The organism is Kitasatospora sp. NPDC090308, from assembly GCF_044769485.1.
In the GTDB taxonomy this organism is placed as follows: domain Bacteria; phylum Actinomycetota; class Actinomycetes; order Streptomycetales; family Streptomycetaceae; genus Kitasatospora; species Kitasatospora fiedleri.
Map to the genome: position 1 here is coordinate 816,270 of NZ_JBIVXY010000001.1, position 25,314 is coordinate 841,583.

Below are 25,314 nucleotides of genomic sequence, written 5' to 3' on the forward strand. Positions count from 1 at the left end.
CACGAAGAGCACGCATGAAGACCACGTACGAAGAACGGAGCCACCTTGTTCGCACTTCTCCGGCTGCCGACCCGCCCGTACCCGTGGACGGCGAAGGGCCGGCCACCCCGCGGCGGGGGTGACCGGCCCGATCCGGCCGACAGCGGGTCGGCCCGGGTCTCGTCAGCCAGTGACGATGTTCACCAGCTTCGGCGCACGGGCGATGACCTTGCGCACCTCCGCGCCGCCGACGGCTGCGACCACGGCCGGGTCGGCCAGGGCCAGCGCCTCCAGCTCGGCGTCCGAGATCGACGGCGAGACCTCCAGGCGGGCCTTGACCTTGCCCTTGATCTGCACGACGCAGGTCACCGTCTCGTCGACCACGTACGCCGGGTCCGCGACCGGGTAGTCCGCGAAGGCCAGCGACTCTTCGTGGCCCAGGCGGCGCCACAGCTCCTCGGCGATGTGCGGCGCCAGCGGGGCGACCAGCAGGACGATCCGCTCGGCGACCGAACGCGGCGTGGAGCCGCGCTTCACCAGGAAGTTGTTCAGCTCGATGGCCTTGGCCACGGCGGTGTTGAACCGCATGCCGGCCATGTCGCCGCGGATGCCGTCGATCGCCTTGTGCAGCGCGCGCAGCGTCGCCTCGTCCGGCTCCTCCTCGGTCACCACCAGCTCGCCGGTGACCTCCGAGACGATGTTGCGCCACAGCCGCTGCAGGAAGCGGTAGGAGCCGATCACGGCCCGGGCGTCCCAGGGGCGGGAGACGTCCAGCGGGCCCATCGACATCTCGTACAGGCGCAGCGTGTCCGCGCCGTACTCGTCGGCGAACTCGTCCGGGGCGATCGCGTTCTTCAGCGACTTGCCCATCTTGCCCGCCTCGCGGCGGACCTGCTCGCCGTTCCAGAAGAACTCGTCGCCGATCTCCTCGACCTCGGCCGCGGGCACCGGGAAGCCCCGGTCGTCGCGGTAGACGTCGGCGGTGATCATGCCCTGGTTGAACAGCTTGTGGAACGGCTCGACCGAGGAGACGTAGCCCAGGTCGTGCAGCACCTTGTGCCAGAACCGGGCGTACAGCAGGTGCAGCACCGCGTGCTCGGCGCCGCCGACGTACAGGTCGACGCCACCGGCCGGCTTCTCGGCGGTCGGGCCCATCCAGTAGGACTCGTTGGCCGGGTCGACCACCGCGGAGGAGTTGACCGGGTCGACGTAGCGCAGCTCGTACCAGCACGAGCCCGCCCAGTTGGGCATGGTGTTGGTCTCGCGGCGGTAGGTCTTGACGCCGTCGCCCAGGTCCAGTTCGACGTTGACCCAGTCCTCGTTGCGGGACAGCGGGGTCTTCGGCGAGGAGGTGGCGTCGTCGGGGTCGTAGGTGTGCGGGGAGTAGTCGTCCACCTGCGGAACCTCGACCGGCAGCATCGACTCGGGCAGCGCGTGCATCGCGCCGGTCTCGTCGTAGACGATCGGGAAGGGCTCGCCCCAGTACCGCTGGCGGCTGAACAGCCAGTCGCGCAGGCGGTAGTTGACGGTGCCTTCGCCGATGCCCCGCTCGCCCAGCCAGGCGGTGACGCGGGCCTTGGCGTCGACCACGGACAGGCCGTTCAGCGACAGGCCGTCGCGCTCGGAGTTGACCAGCACCGAGTCGTAGGTGTCGAAGGCGTCGTCCCAGGTGTGCGGGTCCTCGCCACGGCCGTCGGTCGGCCGCACGACGCAGCGCATCGGCAGGTTGAACGCCTGCGCGAAGGCGAAGTCGCGGCTGTCGTGCGCCGGGACGGCCATGATCGCGCCCGTGCCGTAGCCCATCAGCACGTAGTCGGCGATGAACACCGGGATCTGCTCGCCGCTGACCGGGTTGACCGCGAAGGCGCCGGTGAACACGCCGGTCTTCACCTTGGCGTCGGCCTGGCGCTCCACGTCGGACTTGGCGGCGGCCGCCGCCCGGTACGCGGCGACGGCGTCGGCCGGGCGGGCGGCGCCGCCGGTCCACTCGTCGCGGGTGCCGGCCGGCCACTCGGCGGGGACGATCGTGTCGACCAGGGCGTGCTCGGGGGCCAGCACCATGTAGGTGGCGCCGAACAGGGTGTCGGGGCGGGTGGTGAAGACGGTGACGGTGTCGCCGCCGACCGCGAAGTCCACCCGGGCGCCCTCGGAGCGGCCGATCCAGTTGCGCTGCTGCAGCTTGATCGCCTCGGGCCAGTCCAGCAGGTCCAGGTCGTTGATCAGGCGGTCCGCGTAGGCGGTGATGCGCATCATCCACTGGCGCAGGTTCGACTTGAACACCGGGAAGTTGCCGCGCTCGGAGCGGCCGTCCGCGGTGACCTCCTCGTTGGCCAGCACGGTGCCCAGGCCGGGGCACCAGTTGACCGGCACCTCCTTGGAGTAGGCCAGCCGGTACTCGCCCAGCACCTCGTCGCGCTCGACGCCGGACAGTTCGGCCCAGGCGCGGCCACCCGGCACCTCGCGCTCGCCGGACTCGAACTCGGCGACCAGCTCGGCGATCGGACGGGCCTTGCCGGCGGCCTCGTCGTACCAGGAGTTGAAAATCTGCAGGAAGATCCACTGGGTCCAGCGGTAGTACTCGGGGTCGATCGTGGAGATCGACCGGCGCGAGTCGTGGCCCAGGCCCAGCCGGCGCAGCTGCTGGCGCATGTTGGCGATGTTGTCCTCGGTGGACACCCGCGGGTGCACGCCGTGCTGCACCGCGTACTGCTCGGCGGGCAGGCCGAAGGCGTCGTAGCCCAGGGTGTGCAGGACGTTGTGCCCGTTCATCCGCTGGAAGCGGGCGTAGACGTCGGTGGCGATGTAGCCCAGCGGGTGGCCGACGTGCAGGCCCGAGCCCGACGGGTACGGGAACATGTCCATGATGAAGCTGTGGGGCTTCGCGGCGACGGGCGAGCCGTCGGCCAGCGGGCCGGTCGGGTTGGGGGCGTTGAACGTCCCCTCCTTCTCCCACAGGTCCTGCCAGCGGGACTCGATCTCGGCGGCCAGCGCGGCGCCGTAGCGGAAAGGCTCGGTGGCGGCTTCGGCCGCGCCGGAAGCGGGGGTCGTCTCGCTCATGGTCCTTCAGGCTCCATCGTCATCAGTCAGCGAACAGGCCGTAGAAAGCAGAAAACCCCTCCGCAGGAGGGGACGCCACGCCGACTCCGGCCTTCAAGCCGGTCCTGGTCAGCGCGGCCGGCTAAGAAGCAGGCGCACAGTTCGCATGGGCTCAGGGTACCGCACCCCTTCAACCCGCTTTCGCGCCGCCGCGTCAATCCCCCGGCCGCGCACCCCGGCCCGCCGCGTCCCCACCGGCCGCACGCCCCGGCTCCGCGGTCCGGCGCCCCGAGCCGCCTGCGGCTACGCCTCCGCGCGCATCGCGGTGTCGAAGTCCCGCAGGGCCCGGGCCACCCGTGCCGACTGCATGCCGGCCGCGAGCAGTCGCGCCCGCTCCGCGGTCCGCTCCGCCTCCGCCCGCTCCCCGGTGCGGCGGTAGGAGTCGGCGAGGCGCACCATCAGCAGCGCCTTGGCCCGGGCCCGCTCCACCGAGAGCGAGCCGATCGCGGTGAGCAGCAGGCCGCGCGCCTGCTCGTGCTCGCCGAGCAGCAGGTACCCCTCGCCGACCATCCCCTCCAGGTCGGCCCGCTCCTGCACGTGCTCCGTCGCGTCCGCCAGCACCCGGAACGCCAGCTCGGCGACCGCCTCCGCGCTGATCTGCTCCCCTTTGCGGCCGTGTGCCCGGGAGATCCGACCCAGTTGCAGGGCGCGTTCCCGGGGCGTCAGCACGCCGTCGGCGGCGCGCAGCGCGGTGGAGAGCATCGCCACCGGGTCCAGCCCCCGCCCGCCGGAGTTGTACGTCGCCTGGACGGCGAGGCAGCCGACCACGCCGACGCCGAGCCGCGGGTCGCCGGAGACGTGCGCGGCCCGCAGCGCGGCGACGAAGGCCCGCTGCGCGGCGGCATCGTTGCCCATGTCGTAGTTGGCCCAGCCCACCAGCCGGGCCAGCCGGCTGGCTGCCCCGTAGAGTTCGCGGCCGAGCGCCTCGTCGTAGCTGCCGAGCTCCAACAGCTTTCCCATCATGGCGAGTTCGGCCTTGGCGAGGTCGAGGATCAGGCCGCCGCCGTAGGTGCGCTCCAGCCGCTGCTTGGATTCGTAGGACAGCCGCAGGTCGGCCAGTTGCTCCGGGGCGATCCGCAGCGCCCCCTCCCCGCCGGTGACCGGCGGCGGCGGGGAGGCCCAGTGTCGGGCCGCCTGTTCCAGTTCGTCGCCACGGAACAGGTCGGTCAGGCGCACCGGGGCGCCGTCGGCGCCCGCCTCGCGGAGTGCGGTCTGGGCGGTGTCGGCGGTCCACGGGTCGGTCAGCAGCCGGGGCGAGAGCATCTTGGCGCCCCGGTGGGAGCCCATCTGCCCCCAGAGCTGCTCGTAGGTGACGGCGATGCCGACGCTGCGGCCCAGCACCTCGCAGACGGTCTGGTCGTGCGGCGAGCGCGGCACCATGCCCCGGTCCCGCCACTTGTACGGCGCGGTGGAGCTGATCGCCAGGCCGGCCGGGAGCACCGAGTTCACCTCGCGGGCCAGCCGCTCCGGGCTCCAACCGAGCTGGTGGAGTATCCGGGCGAGCTCGTCGTTCCGTTTTCGCACCAGGTCGGCCATGCCACGACGGTAGCGGCCCCGCGCACCGCCCGGCAGGGGAGTCCCGTGAACGACCGGAGGCCGCCCCTCTCGGGACGGCCTCCGGACTGCTGTGGAGCTAAGGAGAATCGAACTCCTGACCTATTGCATGCCATGCAATCGCTCTACCAACTGAGCTATAGCCCCATGCTGTTACCGCTGTCACCTGCGGTTTCCCTCGGCGACATCGACAACTCTACACGGTCGACGCCCCCGGCCCTAATCCGTTCCGACGCTCCCGCGACAGCCCCGGCCAGCCCCTCCCCCGCCTCCTCCCCCGACCCCGGCCCGCCCTCCGGACCCAGCTCCGGGCCCAACTCCAGGCTCGGCCCGGCCCTCAGCCCCGAGCCGAGCCTCGGAAACACCGAAGGCCGCCACCCTGTTCGGGCAGCGGCCTCGCGGAACTGCTGTGGAGCTAAGGAGAATCGAACTCCTGACCTATTGCATGCCATGCAATCGCTCTACCAACTGAGCTATAGCCCCGCGACACTGACGACCACTCACGGACCACCGGTGCGGAGTGGAGCTAAGGAGAATCGAACTCCTGACCTATTGCATGCCATGCAATCGCTCTACCAACTGAGCTATAGCCCCGCAGTTCCGCGACTCCCGCCCCCGGTTTCCCGTCTGCGTTCCTCGCTGCGAACGAGGAAGACTCTAGCTGGTCAGAGCCGGAACTGTGAAATCCGGGTCGGGCGGCCGTCAGGTCTCGTCGCCGATGACCGGCTGCGGCAGCGTTCCCGCGTTGTGCTCCAGCAGCCGCCAGCCGCGCGTGTCCTGGCCGAGCACCGACCAGCAGCAGTTGGAGAGACCGCCGAAGCGCTCCCACAGCCGCGGCTCCAGGCCCAGCATCCGGCCGATCATGGTGCGGATGGTACCGCCGTGGCTGACCACCACCAGGGTGCCGCCCTCCGGCAGCTTGTCCACCGCGTCGAGCACCACCGGGACGGCCCGGTCGGCCACCTCGGTGGCCAGCTCGCCGCCGCCGCGGCGCACCTGCTCGCCGTTCGCCCACGCCGCGTACTGCTCCGGGTACCGGGCCCGGATCTCGGCGTTGGTGAGCCCCTGCCACTCCCCCGCGTAGGTCTCCCGCAGGCCCTCGTGGTGGTGCACCTCGAGGCCGGTGAGCCCGGCGAGCTCGGCGGCGGTGCGCCGGGCCCGCTGCAGGTCGGAGGAGATCAGCAGGTCGGGCCGGAGCCCGGCGAGCAGCCGGGCCGCCCGCTGGGCCTGGAAGACGCCCTGATCGGTGAGCTCGATGTCCGTCGTCCCCTGGAACCGCGATTCGAGGTTCCAGGAGGTCTGGCCGTGCCGCCAGAAGACGATGCGCGGCCAGACCGCCGGGCGGCTCAGAGGTCGCCCCCGGAGACGGCGTTGCCGGCGGCGTCGGTGACGGCGTTCTCCGGCCGGTTCCGGGTGGCCAGCGCGTCCTCGGGGAGCGGCAGCTCGGGACAGTCCTTCCACAGGCGGTCGAGCGAGTAGAAGGAGCGCTCCTCGGAGTGCTGGACGTGCACCACGATGTCCAGGTAGTCGAGCAGGATCCAGCGGCCCTCGCGCTCGCCCTCCCGGCGCACCGGCTTGATGTCGAGCTTCTCGCGCAGCTGGTCCTCGATCTCCTCGGCGATCGACCGCACCTGGCGGTCGTTGGCGGCGGAGGCGATCAGGAAGGCGTCGGTGATCGACAGCACCTCGCTGACGTCGAAGGCGATGATGTCGTGCGCCAGCTTGTCGGCCGCCGCCTGTGCGGCGACGGTGATCAGTTCCTGGCTTCGGTCGGTGACGGTCACGTTGCTCTTCCGGCTCGGCTGTGGGGATACCCTCCCAGGATCTCACGAACGCGACGGAGCCCCCGAGCGTTTTCCGCCCGGGGGCTCCGACCCCGCCTCAACGGCGCCTCGACGGCACCCCGGCCGCCCCCGCGCGGCCGCCCCCGCTCACTGCGTCTTCTGGGACGGCGGCTGGTAGTCCTTGCCGACCACCAGCACCAGGTCCGCGTTCTGCGCGTCGGTGACCTTCTTCACCGCGGAGTCCGGCAGACCCATGCTGGTGGCCAGGGTGAGGGCCGCCGACTGCTTGGCGTCGTCGGTGTAGCGGATCTCGGAGGTCGCCTGCTCGGTGGCCTTGGCGCTGGACGGCAGCGCGTCCATGCCCGCGTTGATCACCGCGACCTGCGCGGCGGCCACCGAGGTCTCACTGCCGGAGGCGTTGACCACGGTGACGCGGGTGGAACCGCCGGTGCCCTTGGCGCTGCCGATGGCACCGCCGAGGATCTCCTTCACCTGCTTGCCCGCGGTGGCGTCGTCCAGGGTGCCGTCGGGCTTGGTGGTGAGCACGGCGGTGGACAGGTGCCCAGCCTTCGCCTGCTTGGCCAGGTTGACCAGCACGCCGGCCAGCGCGCTCTCGGGGAGCGACGGGTCGGGGACCATGTTCATCCGGTGCACGTCGTCGGTGGCCTCCGCCATGGTGGTCGGCATGGCATTGATCACCCCGGCCATCACCTGGCCGAACCGGGCGAGTTGGGCGTCCGGGGTCTCACCGGGCGCCTGCAGGGTCGCGTAGGCGACGGCGGCGTGCCCGCTCAGCAGGACGTCCTTGCCCGCCGGGGCGAGCACCTTGCCGTCCGCCTTGTTCCCCTCGCGCACCTCGGCGTTGGTGTCCACCTTGACGCCGCCGAGCTGGGTGACCAGCAGCAGCAGGTAGGGGGTGTCCAGCCGCCAGGTGCCGGCCACCTTGGCGCCGAGCACCGCGGAGAGGCCGTCGCGGGTGGCGGAGGCGCCGAGCTCCGACGGGGCCTTGCTCATCGTCGTGGTGGCGGAGGCGCCGTTGCTGGGCAGTTGCAGGGCGTCCGGCAGCAGCAGCACGGTGGCCTTCCTGCCGCCCTCGTCGTCGACCAGCAGGGCGGTGGTGATCTTGCCCTGCGGGTCGTACAGGTGCACCACGTTGACGTACCGGCCGCCGACCGCCGCGGCCGCGTCGTCCCCGCCGCCGAGCTTCCCGCTCCACCACAGGTAGCCCACCGTGCCGGACGCCAGCACCGCCACGACCACCAGCAGCGAGACCAGCCGGTTGCGCAGCCGCCGCCGGCGCTCGGCCCGTACTTCGCTGCGCGACTCGGCGAACTTCAGCCAGTCGATCGCGTCCTCGGACTCCTCCGTCTGCTCGTCGACGAAGCTGAACTCGCCCGTGGTGTACGAGTCCCCGCCCTTGGCCTGCGCCCGGGCCGCCGCCGCCCGGCCACCGACCAGCTCGGACGGCTCCTCCGCCGACGCAGCCGTTCCGGTCGACCCGACCGACCCGACCGACCCGGCCGAGCCCGCCGCCCCCGGACGCGTCCGCGGCGGCACCACCCCGGCGGCGGCCGGCCCCGCCACCGGGCTCACCGGCGGCACCCCGCGCCCGGCCGCACGCTCGGACCCGGGCCCGGAAGCCTGTCCGGGCACCTGCCCGGGGGCCTGCGTCGCGGTCGACTGCGGGGAGCGCCCCGACTCGGGCTGCTGCTGCCCGTAGGAGGGGTCGTAGGGCTGCTGCCCGTACGCGTCCCCGCCCTGCTGACCGCCGCCCTGCCGCGGGTCGTCGAACTGCCCCTGGTAGCCGCCCTGTTCGAATCCCTGCGGCTCATATCCGCCCTGCCCGTAACCGGGGGACTGCTCGTAGCCCTGACCCGGGTACCCGGACTGCCCGTAGCCGCCCTGCCCGTACCCGGACTGCTCGTACCCGCCCTGGTCGTAGCCCTGCGCCGGGTACCCGGGCGCGGCGGCCTGCTGCCCGCCGTCGCCGTATTCGCCGTACGGGACCTGCGGGTACCCCCCGGGCTGCTGGTACTGGCTACCGCCGTACTGGTCGTACTGACCGCCCTGCCCGTACGGCTGCTGCTGCGGCGGCTGTACCTGCTGCCCGTACGGCTGCTGCTCGTAGCCCTCGTACCCCTGCTGCTCGTAGCCCTGCTGCTCGTAGCCCTGCTGCGGGTAGTACCCGGGCTGCTGCTGTTGCGGCGACGGCGGCTGCTGCTGGGGGTGGGGGTGGGGCGGGCGGGGCTGGGGGTGCTGGCCGAACCAGTTCTGGTCGTCGGACGTTCCGGTCACGTCGTCCCTCCCGGGGGCATCAAGGCCGGGCCGACGCGTACAGCGCCCGCTTGTGGATGTATCGGACCACGCCGTCCGGCACCAGGTACCAGATGGGTTCGCCCTTGGCGACGCGTACCCGGCAGTCGGTGGAGGAGATGGCGAGTGCGGGCACCTCGACCAGCGAGACGCCGCCGACCGGCAGGCCGGTGTCGGAGAGAGTATGGCCCGGCCTGGTGCAGCCGATGAAGTGCGCGAGGTCGAAGAGTTCCTCGGAGGAGCGCCAGGAGATGATCTGGGCGAGGGCGTCGGCGCCGGTGATGAAGAAGAGCTCGGCGTCGGGGTGGAGGCCGCGCAGCTCGCGCAGGGTGTCGACGGTGTAGGTGGGGCCGTTGCGGTCGATGTCGATCCGGCTGACCGAGAACTGGGGGTTCTCGGCGGTGGCGATCACCGTCATCAGGTAGCGGTCCTCGGCCGGGGAGACCTGGCGGTCGGACTTCTGCCAGGGCTTCCCGGTGGGGACGAAGATCACCTCGTCCAGCTGGAAGGCGCTCGCCACCTCGCTGGCGGCGACCAGGTGGCCGTGGTGGATGGGGTCGAAGGTGCCGCCCATCACGCCCAGCCGCCGCCTGCGCGGAGCATCTCCCGGCACCCGTGCGTCCACAGCCGGTGCGTCCACGGCCGGTGCGCTCACGGGCGGCGTGTCCACGGGCGACGCGCCCGCGGCCGGGGCGCCCGCAGCCGGTGTGCCCACGGCCGGAGCGTTCGTCGCGGGAGCGTCCACCGCCGGAGCGTCAGCTGCCGGGGTGCCTGGCGCGGAGGTGCCCGGCGCCACGTTCGTCCCGGAGGTCTCGACCTGCTCTCTCATGGCGCCACACCTTACGCGACCCGGATGTCCCGGGGATTCCGCCCGTCGACGGGCCTCGGCCGCACCGCGCTCCGCCACCCCGGGGGCCGCGGACGCGCGGCGGACGGGGCGGCGGTGCGACCGGGGTCAGCGGTCGCGGTTGAAGCGGGTGGTGATGAACAGCAGGAGCAGCAGGATGAACAGCGCCGCGCCACCCGTCAGCAGGGGGTTGAGGCTGTCGTGGTTACCGCCCTCCTCGGCGAGGTGGACGATGGCGGGCAGGGCAGCAGGGCTCATGATCGGCGGGACCTTCTCGGCTCGGTGTGAGGACCAGGCGGTCACGGACCGTACGGCCCGCGCGCTCATCGTACGGGGGCCCGACACGCAACCGCGCGGCGGCCCACCGCGTCTGACCACCCGTGAACCGTCGTCCGGTCGGCGGCGCGACGCCCGCACCGGGAACGGGCGTCCACAAGGCCCGGCACCCACGGCCCGCCCGGCGCTCCGACCAGCCTTCCGACAGCCCCGACGACCCGGGCGGCCCGACGGCCCGGGCCCGAACCCGGCGCCGGGGCAGTCCGGTCAGCCCAAAGCCAGGTCGGCCCAAGGTCAGATCAGCTCAGGTCGTCGGCCGTGCGCCCGGTCGCCCCGGTCCGCTCGGCCTCGCCGGCGGACTCACGGGCCGCGTCGCGCTTCGCGCCGTCGCGGTTCGCCCGGGCCAGCGCCCACACCATCAGGCCGACTCCGACGAAGGAGGCGATCAGGATGAACCGCAGGAACAGACCGGGGCCGTTCTCGGTGGAGATCGGTCCGGCGAGCTGGACCAGGTCGGCAGAGGTCATCACGGGGCTCCTTGTTCGGTACGGCAGAGCCAGCGTAGTCCCGCTTACCGCCGCCCCGGCCCGGCACCCCCGGAGTGTCCCCGAGCGGACGGGCAGCGGACGGGCAGCGGCCAGGCCACGGCCGGGAAGCGGCCGGGAAGGCCCGTCCCCGCCCTCACCGGCCGCGGCGCGGACGGCGTAGCGTGACCGCGGGGACGAGTACGGACACACCGACGTTGAAGTGGAAAGCAGCGGGGGCCGGCCACAGGTGCCGGTGCCGGCGTCGATCCAGGAGAGGTACTCAATGACCGACATGACCAAGGGTTCCGCGCCGAGCCGCCGCCGCCAGCGCTTCCCGGACATCTCCACCCGGGCCTGGGAGCACCCGGCGGACCGCTCGGGGCTGGTGGCGCTGCGCAAGCTCTCCGGTTTCGACGACATCCTGAAGAAGCTGGCCGGCCTGGTGTCGGAGCGCAGCGTGCGCCTGCTGTTCCTGGCCACCGCGGTCAAGACGTCGGAGCGTCAGTTCCCGGAGCTGTACGACATGGTCCGCGACGCCGCGTACGTGCTGGACCTGGAGAAGGTCCCGGAGCTGTACGTCTCCCAGGACCCGAAGGTCAACGCGTACTGCATCGGCATGGAGACCCCGGTGATCGTGGTCACCACCGGGCTGGTCGAGCTGATGGACGAGGAGGAGCTGCGGGCGGTGATCGGCCACGAGGTCGGCCACGCGATGTCCGGGCACGCCGTCTACCAGACGATGCTGATGATCCTCACCAACCTGGCGGCCCGGATCGGCTGGATACCGCTGGGCAACCTGGCGATCACCGCGCTGATCACCGCGCTCAAGGAGTGGTTCCGCAAGGCCGAGCTGTCCAGCGACCGGGCCGGCCTGCTGGCCGGTCAGGACCTGCAGGCGTCGATGCGGTCGCTGATGAAGCTGGCCGGCGGCGCGCACCTGGCGGAGATGAACGTGGACGCGTTCCTGGAGCAGGCCGCGGAGTACGACAAGGCCGGTGACCTGCGCGACAGCGTGCTGAAGCTGCTCCAGGTGCTGCCGCAGTCCCACCCCTTCGCGGTGACCCGGGTGGCCCAGCTGAAGAAGTGGGCGGAGAGCGAGGAGTACCGCTCGATCCTGGCCGGGGCGTACCCGCGCCGCGGCGACGACCCGGAGACCACGGTCGGCGCGCAGTGGAAGGCCGCCGCCGAGTCGTACTCGCAGTCGGTGAAGGAGAGCAAGGACCCGCTGATGGGCCTGCTGCGCGACCTGGGCAACGGCGTCGGCACGGTCGGCGGCAAGCTCCGCGACACCTTCGCGGGCGCCGGCCGCGGCAACGGCAGCGGCAGCGGCAGCGGCACCAAGGACAGCACCAAGGACGGCGAGCCGCAGGACTGACCGGACCGATCCGACGACCGCCCGGCCGAACCCTCGCGCACCGGCCGGTTCAGCCGGTGATCGGCCCGAGCAGCCCGCAGGACTGCCAGGCCGGCCGCCCGTGGTCGGTCGGGTCGACGACCGGCGGGGTGCTCGGGCGGACGCCCGCCGCGGTGGCCAGGATCGGCTGCAGGTAGTCGCTCTGCCCGGCCGCGCAGGAGCTGGGCCCGGCCTGCACGGCGGCGTCGACCACCCTCAACCGGCCGATGTCCAGGTCGGCCCGGTCGATGTCGATGCGCACCGCCCGGCGCACCGCGTACAGGGTGACCGACGGGTCGCTGGTGGTGCCGGCCGGGCGCAGCGCGTACACCAGGGTGTGGTCGGTGGTGACCTGCAGGGTGTCGCTGTCGAGTTCGCCGATGTGGATGCTGCCGGCGGCCTTGACGGTGTCGGTGGCCAGCGCGACCTGCCCGGGGTCGAAGCGGACCATCCAGCCGGTGGCGTCGTGGTGCTGGTCGTCCCGGGGCGAGTTCGTGCTGTCGTCGTACTGGGCGAGTTCGCCGGCCGTGAGCAGGTTGCGGACCTGCGCGGTCTCGTTGGCGGTCAGGGTGGCCGGGTTCAGCTCGGAGGCCACCAGGTAGTGCTGGACGGAGTCCAGGGCCCGCTGCACCTGGGAGCCGGTGAAGTGGGCGGTGGCGGTGGCGGTCGGCAGCCCGAGCCCGGCCGGGCCGTCGGCGTACCCGGCGGGCAGCCCGGCGAACGGGTCGGCGTGGTCGGCGGCCGCGGTGACCGCCCCGGCCGGGGCGAGCGGGGTGAGGCTGACGCTCAGCTGGGTGCCGCTGGGCGGGGCGACCTCCCCGCGCGGGGAGCTGATCCCGAAGTAGACGGCCGCGGCGAACGCCAGCGCGACGACCAGCAGCAGGGCGATGGCCTGCCGGGGCACGGCCAGCCAGCCCCAGCCGCGCGGCCGGGTGGCCCGGCCCGGGGCGCCCGACAGCCGCTCCTGCGCGGACAGCTCCTGGATCCGGGCAGCCCGGACGAACGATTCGTCGAAGACGACGGACCGGAACTCGTCATCGTTGGAACCACCCTCGGGCGTGCCCCCAGGAGGCTCGCGCGGGTCACCCATGACACCAGGGTAGACTCGCGGGCCGCTCGCGACGAGGGGGCGCGGGTAACGGGCGCGCGACGGCGCGTGACGCCCCTGAGGGGCGTCAGCCCACCGGGACGGCGGCCACCGCGGACGGCTGCACCGGCACCGCGGACGGGACGCCCCCGGACGAGGCGGTCCCGGACGGGGCGCCGCTGTCCTTGGGCTGGCTGCTGCTGCCGCTGGCCGGCCGGGCCGGCGAGTCCTGCCCGGCCCCGCCGACGCCCCGGTACACCGCGGCGACCGACAGCGCGACCAGGCCGACGCCCATCACCAGGGCCAGCACCCAGGCCACCGGCCGGTGCCAGCGCTGCTGGGCGACCGTCCCGCCGCGCAGCGGGTCGAAGGCGCGGACCCGGGAGCGGCGGGTGCGCCGCTCCTGCCGGTCGCACCCGGACCACGGGTCGGGGTAGAAGCGGTCCTCGTCGAGTCCGCCGGGCAGCGGGCGCAGCTCCAGCGGCAGCGCCTCGCTCCCGCCGGCGAACTCGGCGGATTCGGTGAACTCGTGGCTCCGGGCCGCACCGGCCTGTTCCGGTTCGAGCCGGGCCTCGGCGGCGGCGAGCTGCCGCTCCCGGGCGCTCGGCTCGTGCACGGCGGCGGAGCGGACGAAGCTCTCGTCGAAGACCACGGTGGCGAACTCGTCGTCCGCACCACCGTGGTCGGCGCCGTCGGAGTACGGCGAGCCCCCCACATCCTCAGCCACGGATTCAATGTATTACCGGCCGGGGCTTTTGTCTGTGGGTCCGGCCGATCGGGTCCGGACGGGCTACGGCATTCGGCCGCGCGGGCCTCCACCGCCCCGCACGCCCCTGCCGCGGGTTCAGCCGCCGACGGTCTGCCGGGCCTCGCCGCGCACGTGCCCGTCGCCGGTGACGATGTACTTGGTGCTGGTCAGCTCCGGCAGGCCCATCGGGCCGCGGGCGTGCAGCTTCTGGGTGGAGATGCCGATCTCCGCGCCGAAGCCGAACTCGCCGCCGTCGGTGAACCGGGTCGAGGCGTTGACGGCCACCGTGGTGGAGTCGACGAGCTGGGTGAAGCGGCGGGCGGCCGGCTGCGAGCCGGTGACGATCGCCTCGGTGTGGCCCGAGGAGTAGCGGCGGATGTGCTCCACCGCGGCCTCCAGCGAGGGCACCACGGCGGCGGCCAGGTCCAGCGACAGGTACTCGGTCCCCCAGTCCTCCTCGGTCGCCGGGACGGCCGTCACCCCGGTGCCCTCGGCGGCCTTGAGCACCGCGTCGTCGCCGTGCACGGTGACGCCGGCCCCGGCCAGCGCGGCCAGCGCGAGCGGCAGGAAGGCGTCCGCGACGTCCTGGTGCACCAGCAGGGTCTCGGCCGAGTTGCAGACGCTCACCCGCTGCGCCTTGGAGTTCAGCAGCACGCCGACGGCCATCGCCAGGTCGGCCTGGGCGTCCACGTACACGTGGCAGTTGCCGGTGCCGGTCTCGATCACCGGGACGGTCGAGCCCTCGACCACGGTGCGGATCAGCGAGGCGCCGCCGCGCGGGATCAGCACGTCGACCAGGCCGCGGGCGCGCATCAGCTCCTGCACCGACTCGCGGCTCTCGCCCGGCACCAGCTGGATCACGTCGGCCGGCAGGCCCGCGCCGGCCACCGCCGCGCGCAGCACCTCCACCAGCGCGGTGTTGGAGCGGTACGCGGAGCCCGAGCCGCGCAGCAGCACCGCGTTGCCGGACTTCAGGCAGAGCGCGGCGGCGTCCACCGTGACGTTCGGCCGGGCCTCGTAGATGATGCCGACCACGCCCAGCGGGACGCGGACCTGGCGCACGTCGAGGCCGTTGGGCAGGGTGTAGCCGCGGACCACCTCGCCCACCGGGTCGGGCAGGCCGACCACGCTGCGGACGTCGGCGGCGATCGCGGCGATCCGCTCCCCGGTCAGCGTCAGCCGGTCGATCACCGACTCGGCGGTGCCGGCCGCGCGGGCCCGCTCGACGTCCTCCGCGTTGGCGGCGGTGATCTCGTCGGCCCGCTCGACCAGCGCGTCCGCGATCGCCAGCAGCGCGGCGTCCTTCACCGAGCGCGGCACTGGCGCCAGGGCGGCGGCCGCCTCCCGGGCACGGCGCGCGGCGGCGAGGACGGGGCTGTCGGCGGTGGCGGTGAGATCGCTCATGCCGCAAAGCCTAGCGAGCCGACCGCCCCGTTCCGGCGCGCATTTCGCCCGCTGAGACGCCCGGCCCGGGAGCACGCCCCCGGTCGACCGCCCGGAAGCACGGCACGGACCACGGCCGGGGAGCACGACCGGGGAGGACGGCCGGGGAGGACGACCGGAAGCCGTCCGCCGGGGGTCAGTACGGGTGCACCCCGCCGAGCTGCGGCGGCGGGGCCCCGAAGCCCTCCGCGACCCGCTTGTGGTACGTCGGGCGGTCCACCACCTCCAGGCCGACGATCTCCCAGGCCGGGAGCTTCGCGCTGGCCTTGTGCTCGCCCCACAGCCGCAGCGCGATCGCCGCCGCGTCGTGCAGGTCCCGCGCCTCCTCCCAGTAGCGGACCTCGGCGTGGTCCGCGGCGTAGCGGGCGGTCAGGAAGAACGAGTGGTCGTGCGCCAGTTTCTCCAGTGCCGTCCGCAGTTCCGGCAGCGGTGTCGCCGCGCCCGCCACGCTCAGCACCACGTGCCACATCCGGGCCTGCTCGCGCGGAGCCTCCCGCGGGGCCTCCCGCTGCTCGACGTCCCGGCCGCCCTCGATGCTGGTGAGCCGCCGCTCGGGCCTCTGCCCCGGCAGCGCTTCCTCCCGCCTGCGAACCACCGGCGGCCTCCCATTCAGCGTGTCGCGCGGACCCCCCCGGCCCGCTGCTCCCACCCCCCGTACCGGCCCCGCCGCCCGCGCTCAGCCGCGCAGCACGACCAGGTCGTCGCGGTGGACGACCTCGCGTTCGTACGCGGCACCGAGCTCCTGGGCCAGTTCTCGGGTGGACCGGCCGAGCAGACGGGGCAACTCCCTCGCATCAAAGTTGACCAGTCCGCGGGCGACGATGTGACCGTTTTCGCCAAGAAGGTCGACCGGATCACCCGCGGCGAACTCGCCCTCCACCCGGGTCACCCCGGCCGGCAGCAGGGACTTCCCGCCGTGCACGACGGCCGCCACCGCCCCGTCGTCCAGGGTCAGCGAGCCGCGCGGGGAGGAGGCGTGCTCCAGCCAGAGCAGCCGGTCGGCGGAGCGGCTGCCGGTGCGCCGGAACAGCGTGCCGGTGGGCCGGCCGGCCAGCGCGTCGGCCGCCTGGCTGGCCGCCGTCAGCACCACCGGGATGCCCGCGCCGGTGGCGATCCGGGCCGCCTCGACCTTGGTGACCATGCCGCCGGTGCCGACGCCCGCCTTGCCGGCGCTGCCGACCTCGACGCCCGCCAGGTCCTCCGGGCCGCGCACCAGCTCGATCCGGCTGGTGCCGGGCTTGGCCGGGTCGCCGTCGTACAGGCCGTCCACGTCGGAGAGCAGCACCAGCAGGTCGGCCCGGACCAGGTGGGCCACCAGCGCGGCCAGCCGGTCGTTGTCGCCGAACCTGATCTCGGCGGTGGCCACCGTGTCGTTCTCGTTGACGATCGGCATCGCGCCCATCGTCAGCAGCTGCTCCAGCGTCCGGTAGGCGTTGCGGTAGTGGGCCCGGCGGCTGGCGTCCTCGGCGGTCAGCAGCACCTGCCCGACCCGCACCCCGTAGCGCGCGAAGGAGGCCGTGTACCGGGCCACCAGCAGCCCCTGGCCGACGCTGGCCGCGGCCTGCTGCCGGGCCAGGTCCTTGGGGCGCCTCTCCAGGCCGAGCGGGGCCAGGCCGGCCGCGATCGCGCCGGAGGAGACCAGCACCAGCTCCGGCGCGTCCGGGCGGCGGCGCAGTTTGGCCAGCGCGTCGACCAGGGCGTCCACCCGGTCCGCGTCGAGTCCGCCGGCGGCGGTGGTCAGCGAGGAGGAGCCGACCTTCACCACGATCCGCCGCGCCGAGACGACCTCCTCGCGGAGCAGCTGATCCACCATCAGTCCGACCTTTCCGACGCGCCCTGTGTACGTCCGCAATCTAGCGAGCCGGATTGCGGGTCACGAAATCGCGACGAGGCGTGAGACGTCCGGGCGGCGCCCCGGCGCGGGGCCGGGCCCGGAAAGCGCGGACGGGGGCGCGGGCGGTCCGCCCGCGCCCCCGTCGTGCGGGTACGCCCCTACTGGTCGAGCTGCTCGCGGCCGGAGGAGAGCGCCTCGAACTCCAGGTACTCCTGCTCCGCCGAGTCCCGGCCGCGCTGCCGCTCGCGGCGGCGGTCGACGGCGGGGCGCTGGGTCTCCATCCGGTGGTCCTCGCCGCGCCGGCCGAGCATCTCGGCGCCGGCCGCCATGGTGGGCTCCCAGTCGAAGACGACCGCGTTCTCCTCGGGGCCGATGATGACGGTGTCGCCCTCCTGGGCGCCGATCTTCCACAGCTCCTGCTCGACGCCGAGCCGGGCCAGCCGGTCGGCGAGGTAGCCGACCGCCTCGTCGTTGGCGAAGTCGGTCTGCCGGACCCAGCGTTCGGGCTTGCCGCCGCGGATCCGGTAGGCGCCGTCCTCCTCCTCGATGGTGAAGCCGGCGTCGTCGACGGCGGTGGGCCGGATGACGATCCGGGTGTTCTCCTGGACCGGCTTGGCGGCGCGCGCGGCGGCGACGATCTCGGCCAGCGCGAAGGAGAGTTCGCGCAGGCCCTTGTGGGCGAGCGCGGAGACCTCGAACACCCGGTAGCCGCGCTCCTCCAGCGAGGCGCGGGTCAGGTCGGCGATGTCCTGGCCGTCCGGGACGTCGACCTTGTTGAGCGCGACCAGCCGCGGCCGGTCCTCCAGGCCGCCGTACTGGGCGAGTTCGTCCTCGATGGTCTCCAGGTCGGTGAGCGGGTCGCGGCCCGGCTCCAGGGTGGCGCAGTCCAGGACGTGCACCAGCACCTCGCAGCGCTCGACGTGCCGCAGGAACTCCAGGCCCAGGCCCTTGCCCTGGCTGGCGCCGGGGATCAGGCCGGGCACGTCGGCGATCGTGTAGACGGTCTCGCCGGCGGTCACCACGCCGAGGTTGGGGACGAGGGTGGTGAACGGGTAGTCGGCGATCTTCGGCTTGGCGGCGGAGAGCACCGAGATCAGCGAGGACTTGCCGGCGCTCGGGTAGCCGACCAGCGCGACGTCGGCGACGGACTTCAGCTCCATCACGATGTCGCGGGCCTCGCCGGGCTCGCCGAGCAGCGCGAAGCCGGGGGCCTTGCGGCGGGCGGAGGCCAGCGCCGCGTTGCCCAGGCCGCCGCGGCCGCCCTGGGCGGCGACGAAGCTGGTGCCGGGGCCGACCAGGTCGGCCAGCACGTTCCCCTTGCGGTCGAGCACGACGGTGCCGTCCGGGACGGGCAGCACGATGTCCGGGCCGACCGCGCCGGTGCGGTGACCGCCCGCGCCGGGCTTGCCGTTGGTGGCCTTGCGCTTGGGCGAGTGGTGGTACTCGAGGAGCGTGGTGACCTGCGGGTCCACGACCAGGATGACCGAGCCGCCCTCGCCGCCGTTGCCCCCGTCGGGGCCGCCCAGCGGCTTGAACTTCTCCCGGTGCACGGAGGCGCAGCCGTGGCCCCCGTTACCCGCGGCGACGTGCAGTTCGACGCGGTCCACGAAGGTGGTCATGAGGTGTGCCTCCCGGGCGAAAAGAAAAGGGTGTCCTGCGGTAAAGCAGAAGGGTGGGCCCGGATCATCCCGGCCCACCCTTCACAGCGAGTCTGTACGGACTCAGGCCTCGACGGCCACGATGTTGACGACCTTGCGGCCGCGACGGTTGCCGAACTCCACGGCACCGGCGGTCAGCGCGAACAGCGTGTCGTCGCCGCCACGGCCGACGTTGGCGCCCGGGTGGAAGTGGGTGCCGCGCTGGCGGACGATGATCTCGCCGGCGGAGACGACCTGACCGCCGAAGCGCTTCACGCCGAGGCGCTGGGCGTTCGAGTCACGGCCGTTGCGAGTGGAACTCGCACCCTTCTTGTGTGCCATCTGGCTATCCCCTTTCTAGGAAGACCGCAGGAAGTGGTTACTTGCTGACCGAGTCGATGCTGGTGATGCGCACCGCGGTGTGCTTCTGGCGGTGGCCCTGACGACGGCGGTAGCCGGTCTTGTTCTTGTAGCGCAGGATGACGATCTTGTCGCCCTTGGTGTGGTCGACGACCTCGGCGTGCGCCTTCACGCCACCGAGCACCCACGGGTCGGAGGTGATGGACTCACCGTCGACGACGAGGATGGTCGAGAGCTCGACCGAGTCACCCGGCTTGGCGTCGATACGGTCGATCTCCAGCACGTCGCCCACGGCGACCTTGTGCTGGCGGCCGCCGGCGCGAACGATCGCGTACATGCGGTACCTGCTTTCCTAACTCGGTCGGAACTCCGGATGCCAGCCGCCTGGGTATGGACACAAGCGGCCTCCCCCGGAAACGCCGGAAGCGGCGTCCACCCGGGAGGTGAGGTGCTCTGGAGCGCGGCGTCAACACGCCGATGGTCAAGGATACGGACCGGCCCATCCGAAGACAAACCGGGACGTGCGGAGGGGCCGGGAGCGGCGCGTCGGCGCTGCTCCCGGCCCCCGTGGGCTCACTCCGCGGCCGGGCTCACTCCGCGGCGCCGTCGCCCTCGGCGGCGGCGGCCTTCTTGGCCGCCGTGGTCCGCTTGGTGGCGGTCTTGCGGGCGGTCGTCTTCTTGGCGGCCGTGGCGGTGGTCTTCTTCGCCGCGGTCTTCTTGGCCGCCGTGGTCTTCTTGGCGGCGGTCCCGGTCGCGGTCTTGGCCGCGGTCTTCCGGGGGGCCCGCTTCTTCGGCGCGGCCTCCTCGGCCGGCTCCTCGACGGGCTGCTCGGTGTCGACCTCGACGGTGACCTCGGCCCCGGGCTCCACCGCGGCGACGGCCTCGGCCGCCACCTCCGCGGCCGTCCCGGCGACCTCGACGGCCGACTGCTGCTCGGCGGCCGACCTCTCGGCGGCGCTCAGCGCGGCCTCCATCGCGGCCTCGGCGCGGGCCTGCAGGACCACGATCTCGGCCTCGCCGGACGCCCCGGCCGGAGCGGTGGCCTTGCGCACCGCGCGGCGCCGGGTGCGCCCGCCCGCCGCGGGGGCGGCCGACGGGATCTCCACCGGGCCGGGCTTCTCCTCGACGACGGCCCGAGCGGCCTCGGCGGCCCGCACCGGCTCGGTGTCGGCGGCACCGGTCCCGACGATCTCGGTGTCGGCGAACACGTCGACCGGCTCCAGCTCCTCGACCACGTCCAGGACGGTCTCCGCGGCCTCGACCGCCTCGGCGACCTCGGCGGACTCGACCGACCCGAGGCCCTCGACCGCGTCGGCCTCCGCGCCGCCGGCCCCGCCACGGCCCCGGCGGCGGCGCTTGCCGCCGCCCTCGCCGGTGCCGGAGGCGGCGGTGTGCGAGCCCTGGTGGCCGTGGCCGGGCTGGTCCATGTGGACGATCACGCCGCGGCCGTTGCAGTGCACGCAGGGCTCGGAGAAGGACTCCAGCAGGCCCTGGCCGACCCGCTTGCGGGTCATCTGGACCAGGCCGAGCGAGGTGACCTCGGCGACCTGGTGCTTGGTGCGGTCCCGGCCCAGGCACTCCAGCAGGCGGCGCAGCACCAGGTCCCGGTTGGACTCCAGCACCATGTCGATGAAGTCGATCACGATGATGCCGCCGAGGTCGCGCAGCCGCAGCTGGCGGACGATCTCCTCGGCCGCCTCGATGTTGTTGCGGGTGACGGTCTCCTCGAGGTTGCCGCCCTGGCCGACGAACTTGCCGGTGTTGACGTCGATGACGACCATCGCCTCGGTCCGGTCGATCACCAGCGAGCCGCCGGAGGGCAGCCAGACCTTGCGGTCCAGCGCCTTCATCAGCTGCTCGTCGATCCGGTAGGTGGCGAACACGTCGACGTCCGAGGTCCAGCGCTGCAGGCGCTCGGTGAGGTCGGGGGCGACGTTGGTGACGTAGTCGTGGATGGTGTTCCAGGCTTCGGAGCCGCTGACGATGACCTTGGTGAAGTCCTCGTTGAAGATGTCGCGGACCACCCGGACGGTCATGTCGGGCTCGCCGTACAGCAGCGCCGGGGCGTTGCCGGTGGCGGCCTTCTTCTGGATCTCCTCCCACTGCTGCTGGAGGCGCTGGACGTCGCGGGTGAGCTCGTCCTCGGAGGCGCCCTCGGCGGCGGTGCGCACGATCACGCCCGCGTCGTCCGGGACGATCTTCTTGAGGATCTGCTTGAGGCGGGCCCGCTCGTTCTCCGGCAGCTTGCGGGAGATGCCGGTCATCGAGCCCTCGGGCACGTACACCAGGTAGCGGCCGGGCAGCGAGATCTGGCTGGTCAGCCGGGCGCCCTTGTGGCCGATCGGGTCCTTGGAGACCTGCACCAGCACGGACTGGCCGGACTTCAGCACCGACTCGATCCGGCGCGGGCCGCCGTGGCCGCCGAGCGCACCGAAGTTGACCTCGCCCGCGTACAGCACGGCGTTGCGGCCCTTGCCGATGTCGACGAACGCGGCCTCCATGGACGGCAGCACGTTCTGCACCTTGCCCAGGTACACGTTGCCGACGTAGCTGGTGGCCTGCTCCTTGTTGACGTAGTGCTCGACCAGCACGCCGTCCTCGAGCACGCCGATCTGGGTGCGGGCGCCGTTCTGGCGGACCACCATGACCCGCTCGACGGACTCCCGGCGGGCCAGGAACTCGGCCTCGGTGATGATCGGGACGCGGCGGCGGCCCAGCTCGCGGCCCTCGCGGCGGCGCTGCTTCTTGGCCTCCAGGCGGGTGGAGCCCTTGATGGACTGCACCTCGTCCGGGTCGAACGCGGGCTCCGCGGAGCGGCGGCGCGGCTCGCGCACCTTCACCACGGTGCGCACGCCGTCCTCGCTGGTCTCCGGCTGGTCGGCGCCCTCACCGCTGCGGCGGCGACGGCGACGGCGGCGGCGCGAGGAGGACAGGCCGGCGGCCAGGTCGTCCTCCTGGTCGTCCTCGGCCTCGTCGTGGTCGTCGCCCGCGTCGGAGCCCTGGTGGGCGGCGTCCTCGGCCCCGGTCTCGGCGCTCTCGGCCTCGACCGACTCGGGCGCGTCCTCGGCGTCACCGCGACGGCGGCGACGGCCACCGCGACGGCGGCGGCGGGACGGGCGGTCGTCCTCCCACTCGGCGTCCTGCTCGGGGCCGGCGGCGGGCGCCTCGACCTCGGCGGGGGCCTCGACCGGGGCGGCGGGGGCCGCGGGGGCGGCCGGAGCGGCCGGAGCAGCGGCCCTGGCGGGCTGCTGGGCGGCCTTCGCGGGCTTGGCCGACTGCTGGACGCGTACCGCGGTGCGGACCCGGCGGCGGCGGCCGACGCCGCTGTACTCGAACTCCTCCTCGGACGCCCGCTCCTCCTCGACCGCGGCGGCCGGAGCCGGCTCGGCGGCCTTGGCGGCGGTGGTCCTGGCGGCGGTGCTCTTGGCCGCGGCGGCCTTGGCGGCGGGCGCGGGGGCGGTGAAGGGCTCGGGCTCCTGGAACACCGGCGCCTGGAAGATCGCGGTGGACGGGCGGACGGCCCGGCGGCGGGCGCGCGGCGGCTCGGCCTCGACGACCGGCTCGGGCTCCGCGACTGCCTCGACCGGGGTCTCCGCCTCGGCCTCCGGCTCCTCCTCGGCGACCGGCTCGGCCTCGGGCGCGGGCTCGACGGCCGGCTCCTCGGCCGCCGCCGGCGACTGCACCGGCGCGGAGGCGCGCTTGCGGGTGCGTCGGGCGCGGGCCGGCTTCTCCTCGGCCACCGGCTCGGCGGCGGGCTCGTCGGCGGCCGGGGCCTCGGCGGGCACCTCGGGCGCGGCCTCGACCGCGGCGGGGGCCTCCGGCGCACCGGCCGGAGCCTCGGCACGCTTGCGGGTACGGCGGGCGCGGGCCGGCTTCTCCTCCGCCACCGGCTCGGCGGCGGGAGCCTCGGCGGGCACCTCGGGCGCGGCCTCGACCGCGGCGGGAGCCTCCGGCGCACCGGCCGGAGCCTCGGCACGCTTGCGGGTACGGCGGGCGCGCACCGGCTTCTCCTCCGCCACCGGCTCGGCGGCGGGAGCCTCGGCCTCGGCGGCCGCCGGGGCGGCGGAGGCCGCCACCACGGTCCCGGCGCCCTCGCTCGCGGCACCCTGCGGGGAGCCGGCCGGGCGGGACACCGCTCGGCGGCGGCGGCGCGGCGGCGCCGCGGCGGTGCCGTCGGCCCCGTTGTCGTCGTTGTTGTCGGCCGCAGCGGACTGCGGTTCGGTGTTTTCGAGCATGCGGGTGTGTCTCCCGTCAGGCCCCCGGGCTCCGCGTCCTGGCACGACGCTCCACCGCGTTCACCAGCCGGACGCCGCTTCGGGCGGTCCGGCTCCCACGGTGCCGTCGTGCGGACGTGAGACCGCACAGGGGCTCGTAGTCTCGCTCAACCCCCCGCGGGACGCGGGGAGTCGAAAAGTCTTCTGGTCTGACCAGTTCTTCTCAGTTTTCAAGGGCCGGGCCGCAAGGACGGCCGGGCCTGCGCGCGACGACGCTCGCTCCCCTGGGGAGCCGCGGGGGCCGGGGAGCCACAGGCCCGGAGTTCTCTCCGTGCCTGCGCTCCCGCCCACTCGGCGGACGGCGGTTGCGCGCGGCGGGGCGGCCTACCGGCCGACCTCGGCCGCGGCGCGGTCGAGCGCCAGCGGGTCGGTCACCGTGCCGGTCTGCTCGTCGAGCGGCCCCTGCGCCAGCCTGGTCACCTCTACGGGGACCGGCGGCGCGAGGTCGGCCGTCGAACGGAGACCGGACAATACGTCGTCGGGTCGTACGGCGGGTGTGGCGTGTCGTACTACCAGCCGCAGTATCGCACAGGGAACGCCCGCGCGAACATCGTCCGCACCGTCCGTGGCCGTGTTGTCACCGATCCCGACCAGGGGGGAGCCCTCGGGGACGGTTTCGATCGCAGCGACGGCGGCGCGCGCGTCGAAGGTGCGCAGGCCGTTCTTGGTCATCCGCTGGACCTCGACCGCCTCGGCGGCCAGGAACACGGCGGCGGCCTTCTCGGCCTCGGCGGGCTCCACGCCGGGCAGGCGCAGCAGCCACTCGGAGGCTTCCAGGCGCTCCACGAAGTTGCCGGTGGCGACCTCGACCGCGTCGGTGACGTCCAGGCCGGGCGGCAGCGACTCGTCCAGTTGGCGGCGGAGCGCCTCCGGGTCGCGGCGCTCGGCGAGGCCGATCTCCAGGTACTCGGCCTCGCTGGCGGTGCCGGTCGGGGCGGCGTTGGCGTAGGAGACCTTGGGGTGCGGGGTGAAGCCCGCGGAGTAGGCCATCGGGACGGCCGAGCGGCGGAGCGCGCGCTCGAACGCCCGCTGGAAGTCCCGGTGGCTGGTGAAGCGCAGACGGCCGCGCTTGGTGTAGCGGAGACGGATGCGCTGCACCGTCGGCGCGGGCGGCGGACCGTCGGGCGTGCGGCGTGCCAGGAGGCTCAGTCCTTCGTCAGTTGTCCCCGTCCGGCCTCGCACCGCGTGCGGCTCCGGCCGGACCTTGTCCCCACCAAGGGTACGCGGTGCGTCAGCCGAGCAGCGTCCGCCGTACCTCCCGGGCCACCCGGCGGACCTCCGCCTTGACGGGCCACCAGACGTCGCGGCGCACCCGGCGGCAGGGGGCGACCACGGTGAAGCGCCAGATCCGGCCGCCGAGCCGCCAGGCCCGGCGGAACGCCAGCCAGAGCGCGCGCAGCACCGGGAACAGCACCGGCCGCCACAGCCGGTCCCGGAACGCCCTGCCGAGCGGCACCAGCACCCACCGCCACAGCGCCCGGACCGGCACCGCGACCAGGTGGTACGCCAACCAGGCGACCACCCGGCCGAACCCGACCGCCAGGTACGCCGTCCCGCGCCCGATCGGGGCCAGCACGTAGTTCCACAGCGCCGCCAGGACCGGCCGCGCCACCCACCGCCACAGCCAGGTCAGCGGCACCACCACCAGCCACCGCCACAGCCGGCCGACCGGGACGACCACCAGCCAGTACAGCAGCGGCCCCAGCACCCACCGCCAGAGCAGGCGCAGCGGCCGCAGCAGCACCCCGTCGACCAGCCAACCGACCCCGCGGGCGACCAGCGCCACGAGTTCCCACAGCAGCCGCAGCGGCACCACCACCGCCACCACCACCGGCCGCACCACCGCGACCAGGCACCCCCCGCCCTGCTGAGCCATCGTCACTCCCCGTCGACCGATCAGCCGATGGTAATACCCAGGCAAAGGGCCCCCGCCGCGGGGTCGTGGCGGGGGCCCGGGGGTGAGGCCGCGTCAGCTGTTGACGACCGTCAACGGGAGCAGCTTCTTGCCGGTGGGGCCGACCTGGATGTGGGTGTCCGTCTGCGGACAGAAAGCGACACGACCACATCCGGGTGGCAGCCACTTCGTTGGCCAGGCCGTGAACACGAACCCGACGCGGGCAACACCGCACGTGCACTGGCGTGAGAACGACCTCGCCCTCCTC

20 protein-coding genes and 3 tRNA genes are annotated in these 25,314 nt (G+C 73.6%); 1 reads left to right on the forward strand and 22 read right to left on the reverse strand.

All coding sequences use genetic code 11. The annotated features are described in order from the left end of the window. Window positions 1–162: 162 nt before the first annotated feature. The 11 genes from leuS to ACIQVD_RS03585 all read right to left on the reverse strand — a co-directional run bounded on the left by leuS (window position 163) and on the right by ACIQVD_RS03585 (window position 10,376). Window positions 163–3,036, reverse strand: coding sequence for a leucine--tRNA ligase (gene leuS / locus ACIQVD_RS03535; RefSeq protein WP_402285724.1), 2,874 nt, complete (start codon window positions 3,034–3,036; stop codon window positions 163–165). A gap of 282 nt (window positions 3,037–3,318) precedes the next feature. Beyond that, on the reverse strand, window positions 3,319–4,611 hold the full coding sequence (locus ACIQVD_RS03540; RefSeq protein ID WP_402285727.1) for a hypothetical protein: 1,293 nt from the start codon (window positions 4,609–4,611) through the stop codon (window positions 3,319–3,321). Between the two features lie 92 nt (window positions 4,612–4,703). Then, window positions 4,704–4,776 (reverse strand) — tRNA-Ala (locus ACIQVD_RS03545). Between the two features lie 263 nt (window positions 4,777–5,039). Next, window positions 5,040–5,112 (reverse strand) — tRNA-Ala (locus tag ACIQVD_RS03550). Window positions 5,113–5,150: 38 nt separating this feature from the next. Further along, window positions 5,151–5,223, reverse strand: a tRNA-Ala gene (locus ACIQVD_RS03555). A 108-nt stretch (window positions 5,224–5,331) separates the two neighbouring features. Beyond that, the gene (locus ACIQVD_RS03560; protein WP_400687008.1) at window positions 5,332–5,979 is read right to left on the reverse strand and encodes a histidine phosphatase family protein; all 648 of its coding nucleotides are present in this window, start codon (window positions 5,977–5,979) and stop codon (window positions 5,332–5,334) included. Then, window positions 5,976–6,413, reverse strand: a complete 438-nt coding sequence (gene rsfS / locus ACIQVD_RS03565) for a ribosome silencing factor (RefSeq protein WP_100836116.1) — start codon at window positions 6,411–6,413, stop codon at window positions 5,976–5,978. The genes ACIQVD_RS03560 and rsfS overlap by 4 nt, the downstream gene beginning before the upstream one ends. 147 nt (window positions 6,414–6,560) lie before the next feature. Beyond that, window positions 6,561–8,708, reverse strand: a complete 2,148-nt coding sequence (locus ACIQVD_RS03570; protein WP_402285731.1) for a LytR C-terminal domain-containing protein — start codon at window positions 8,706–8,708, stop codon at window positions 6,561–6,563. A 19-nt stretch (window positions 8,709–8,727) separates the two neighbouring features. Further along, window positions 8,728–9,555, reverse strand: coding sequence for a nicotinate-nucleotide adenylyltransferase (nadD, locus tag ACIQVD_RS03575; RefSeq protein ID WP_400686511.1), 828 nt, complete (start codon window positions 9,553–9,555; stop codon window positions 8,728–8,730). A gap of 126 nt (window positions 9,556–9,681) precedes the next feature. Beyond that, window positions 9,682–9,831 (reverse strand): hypothetical protein, encoded by a 150-nt coding sequence (locus ACIQVD_RS03580; RefSeq protein WP_162870004.1) that lies wholly within the window; start codon window positions 9,829–9,831, stop codon window positions 9,682–9,684. A gap of 317 nt (window positions 9,832–10,148) precedes the next feature. After that, window positions 10,149–10,376 (reverse strand): hypothetical protein, encoded by a 228-nt coding sequence (locus tag ACIQVD_RS03585; protein WP_100836119.1) that lies wholly within the window; start codon window positions 10,374–10,376, stop codon window positions 10,149–10,151. Between the two features lie 283 nt (window positions 10,377–10,659). Between ACIQVD_RS03585 and ACIQVD_RS03590 the strand changes: the two genes are divergently transcribed. Continuing rightward, on the forward strand, window positions 10,660–11,751 hold the full coding sequence (locus ACIQVD_RS03590; protein WP_400686508.1) for a M48 family metallopeptidase: 1,092 nt from the start codon (window positions 10,660–10,662) through the stop codon (window positions 11,749–11,751). A gap of 49 nt (window positions 11,752–11,800) precedes the next feature. Here ACIQVD_RS03590 and ACIQVD_RS03595 read toward each other — a convergent pair whose 3' ends face one another. The 11 genes from ACIQVD_RS03595 to ACIQVD_RS03645 all read right to left on the reverse strand — a co-directional run bounded on the left by ACIQVD_RS03595 (window position 11,801) and on the right by ACIQVD_RS03645 (window position 25,028). After that, a complete protein-coding gene (locus ACIQVD_RS03595; protein WP_402285736.1) occupies window positions 11,801–12,859 on the reverse strand; it encodes a hypothetical protein in 1,059 nt (352 codons plus the stop codon). An 85-nt stretch (window positions 12,860–12,944) separates the two neighbouring features. Beyond that, window positions 12,945–13,583 (reverse strand): hypothetical protein, encoded by a 639-nt coding sequence (locus ACIQVD_RS03600; RefSeq protein ID WP_400686504.1) that lies wholly within the window; start codon window positions 13,581–13,583, stop codon window positions 12,945–12,947. Between the two features lie 117 nt (window positions 13,584–13,700). Beyond that, entirely contained in the window at window positions 13,701–15,008 is a 1,308-nt protein-coding gene (locus tag ACIQVD_RS03605) for a glutamate-5-semialdehyde dehydrogenase (protein WP_100836123.1), read from the reverse strand. 175 nt (window positions 15,009–15,183) lie between these two features. Then, window positions 15,184–15,642 carry a hypothetical protein gene (locus tag ACIQVD_RS03610; RefSeq protein ID WP_400686502.1) on the reverse strand — a complete coding sequence of 153 codons (459 nt, stop codon included), beginning with the start codon at window positions 15,640–15,642 and terminating at the stop codon, window positions 15,184–15,186. Window positions 15,643–15,723: 81 nt separating this feature from the next. Continuing rightward, window positions 15,724–16,860, reverse strand: coding sequence for a glutamate 5-kinase (gene proB, locus ACIQVD_RS03615; RefSeq protein ID WP_400686500.1), 1,137 nt, complete (start codon window positions 16,858–16,860; stop codon window positions 15,724–15,726). A 179-nt stretch (window positions 16,861–17,039) separates the two neighbouring features. Continuing rightward, a complete protein-coding gene (gene obgE, locus ACIQVD_RS03620) occupies window positions 17,040–18,500 on the reverse strand; it encodes a GTPase ObgE (RefSeq protein ID WP_400686498.1) in 1,461 nt (486 codons plus the stop codon). A gap of 102 nt (window positions 18,501–18,602) precedes the next feature. Continuing rightward, window positions 18,603–18,860: a 50S ribosomal protein L27 gene (gene rpmA / locus ACIQVD_RS03625; protein WP_030906548.1), complete on the reverse strand. Its 258-nt coding sequence runs from the start codon at window positions 18,858–18,860 to the stop codon at window positions 18,603–18,605. Between the two features lie 37 nt (window positions 18,861–18,897). Further along, window positions 18,898–19,215 (reverse strand): 50S ribosomal protein L21, encoded by a 318-nt coding sequence (gene rplU, locus ACIQVD_RS03630; protein ID WP_100836127.1) that lies wholly within the window; start codon window positions 19,213–19,215, stop codon window positions 18,898–18,900. Between the two features lie 253 nt (window positions 19,216–19,468). Next, window positions 19,469–23,113, reverse strand: coding sequence for a ribonuclease E/G (locus tag ACIQVD_RS03635; RefSeq protein WP_402285742.1), 3,645 nt, complete (start codon window positions 23,111–23,113; stop codon window positions 19,469–19,471). Window positions 23,114–23,476: 363 nt separating this feature from the next. Further along, window positions 23,477–24,250, reverse strand: a complete 774-nt coding sequence (locus ACIQVD_RS03640; RefSeq protein ID WP_400686493.1) for a TIGR03936 family radical SAM-associated protein — start codon at window positions 24,248–24,250, stop codon at window positions 23,477–23,479. A gap of 133 nt (window positions 24,251–24,383) precedes the next feature. Continuing rightward, entirely contained in the window at window positions 24,384–25,028 is a 645-nt protein-coding gene (locus ACIQVD_RS03645; protein ID WP_402285744.1) for a hypothetical protein, read from the reverse strand. Between the last annotated feature and the right edge of the window lie 286 nt (window positions 25,029–25,314).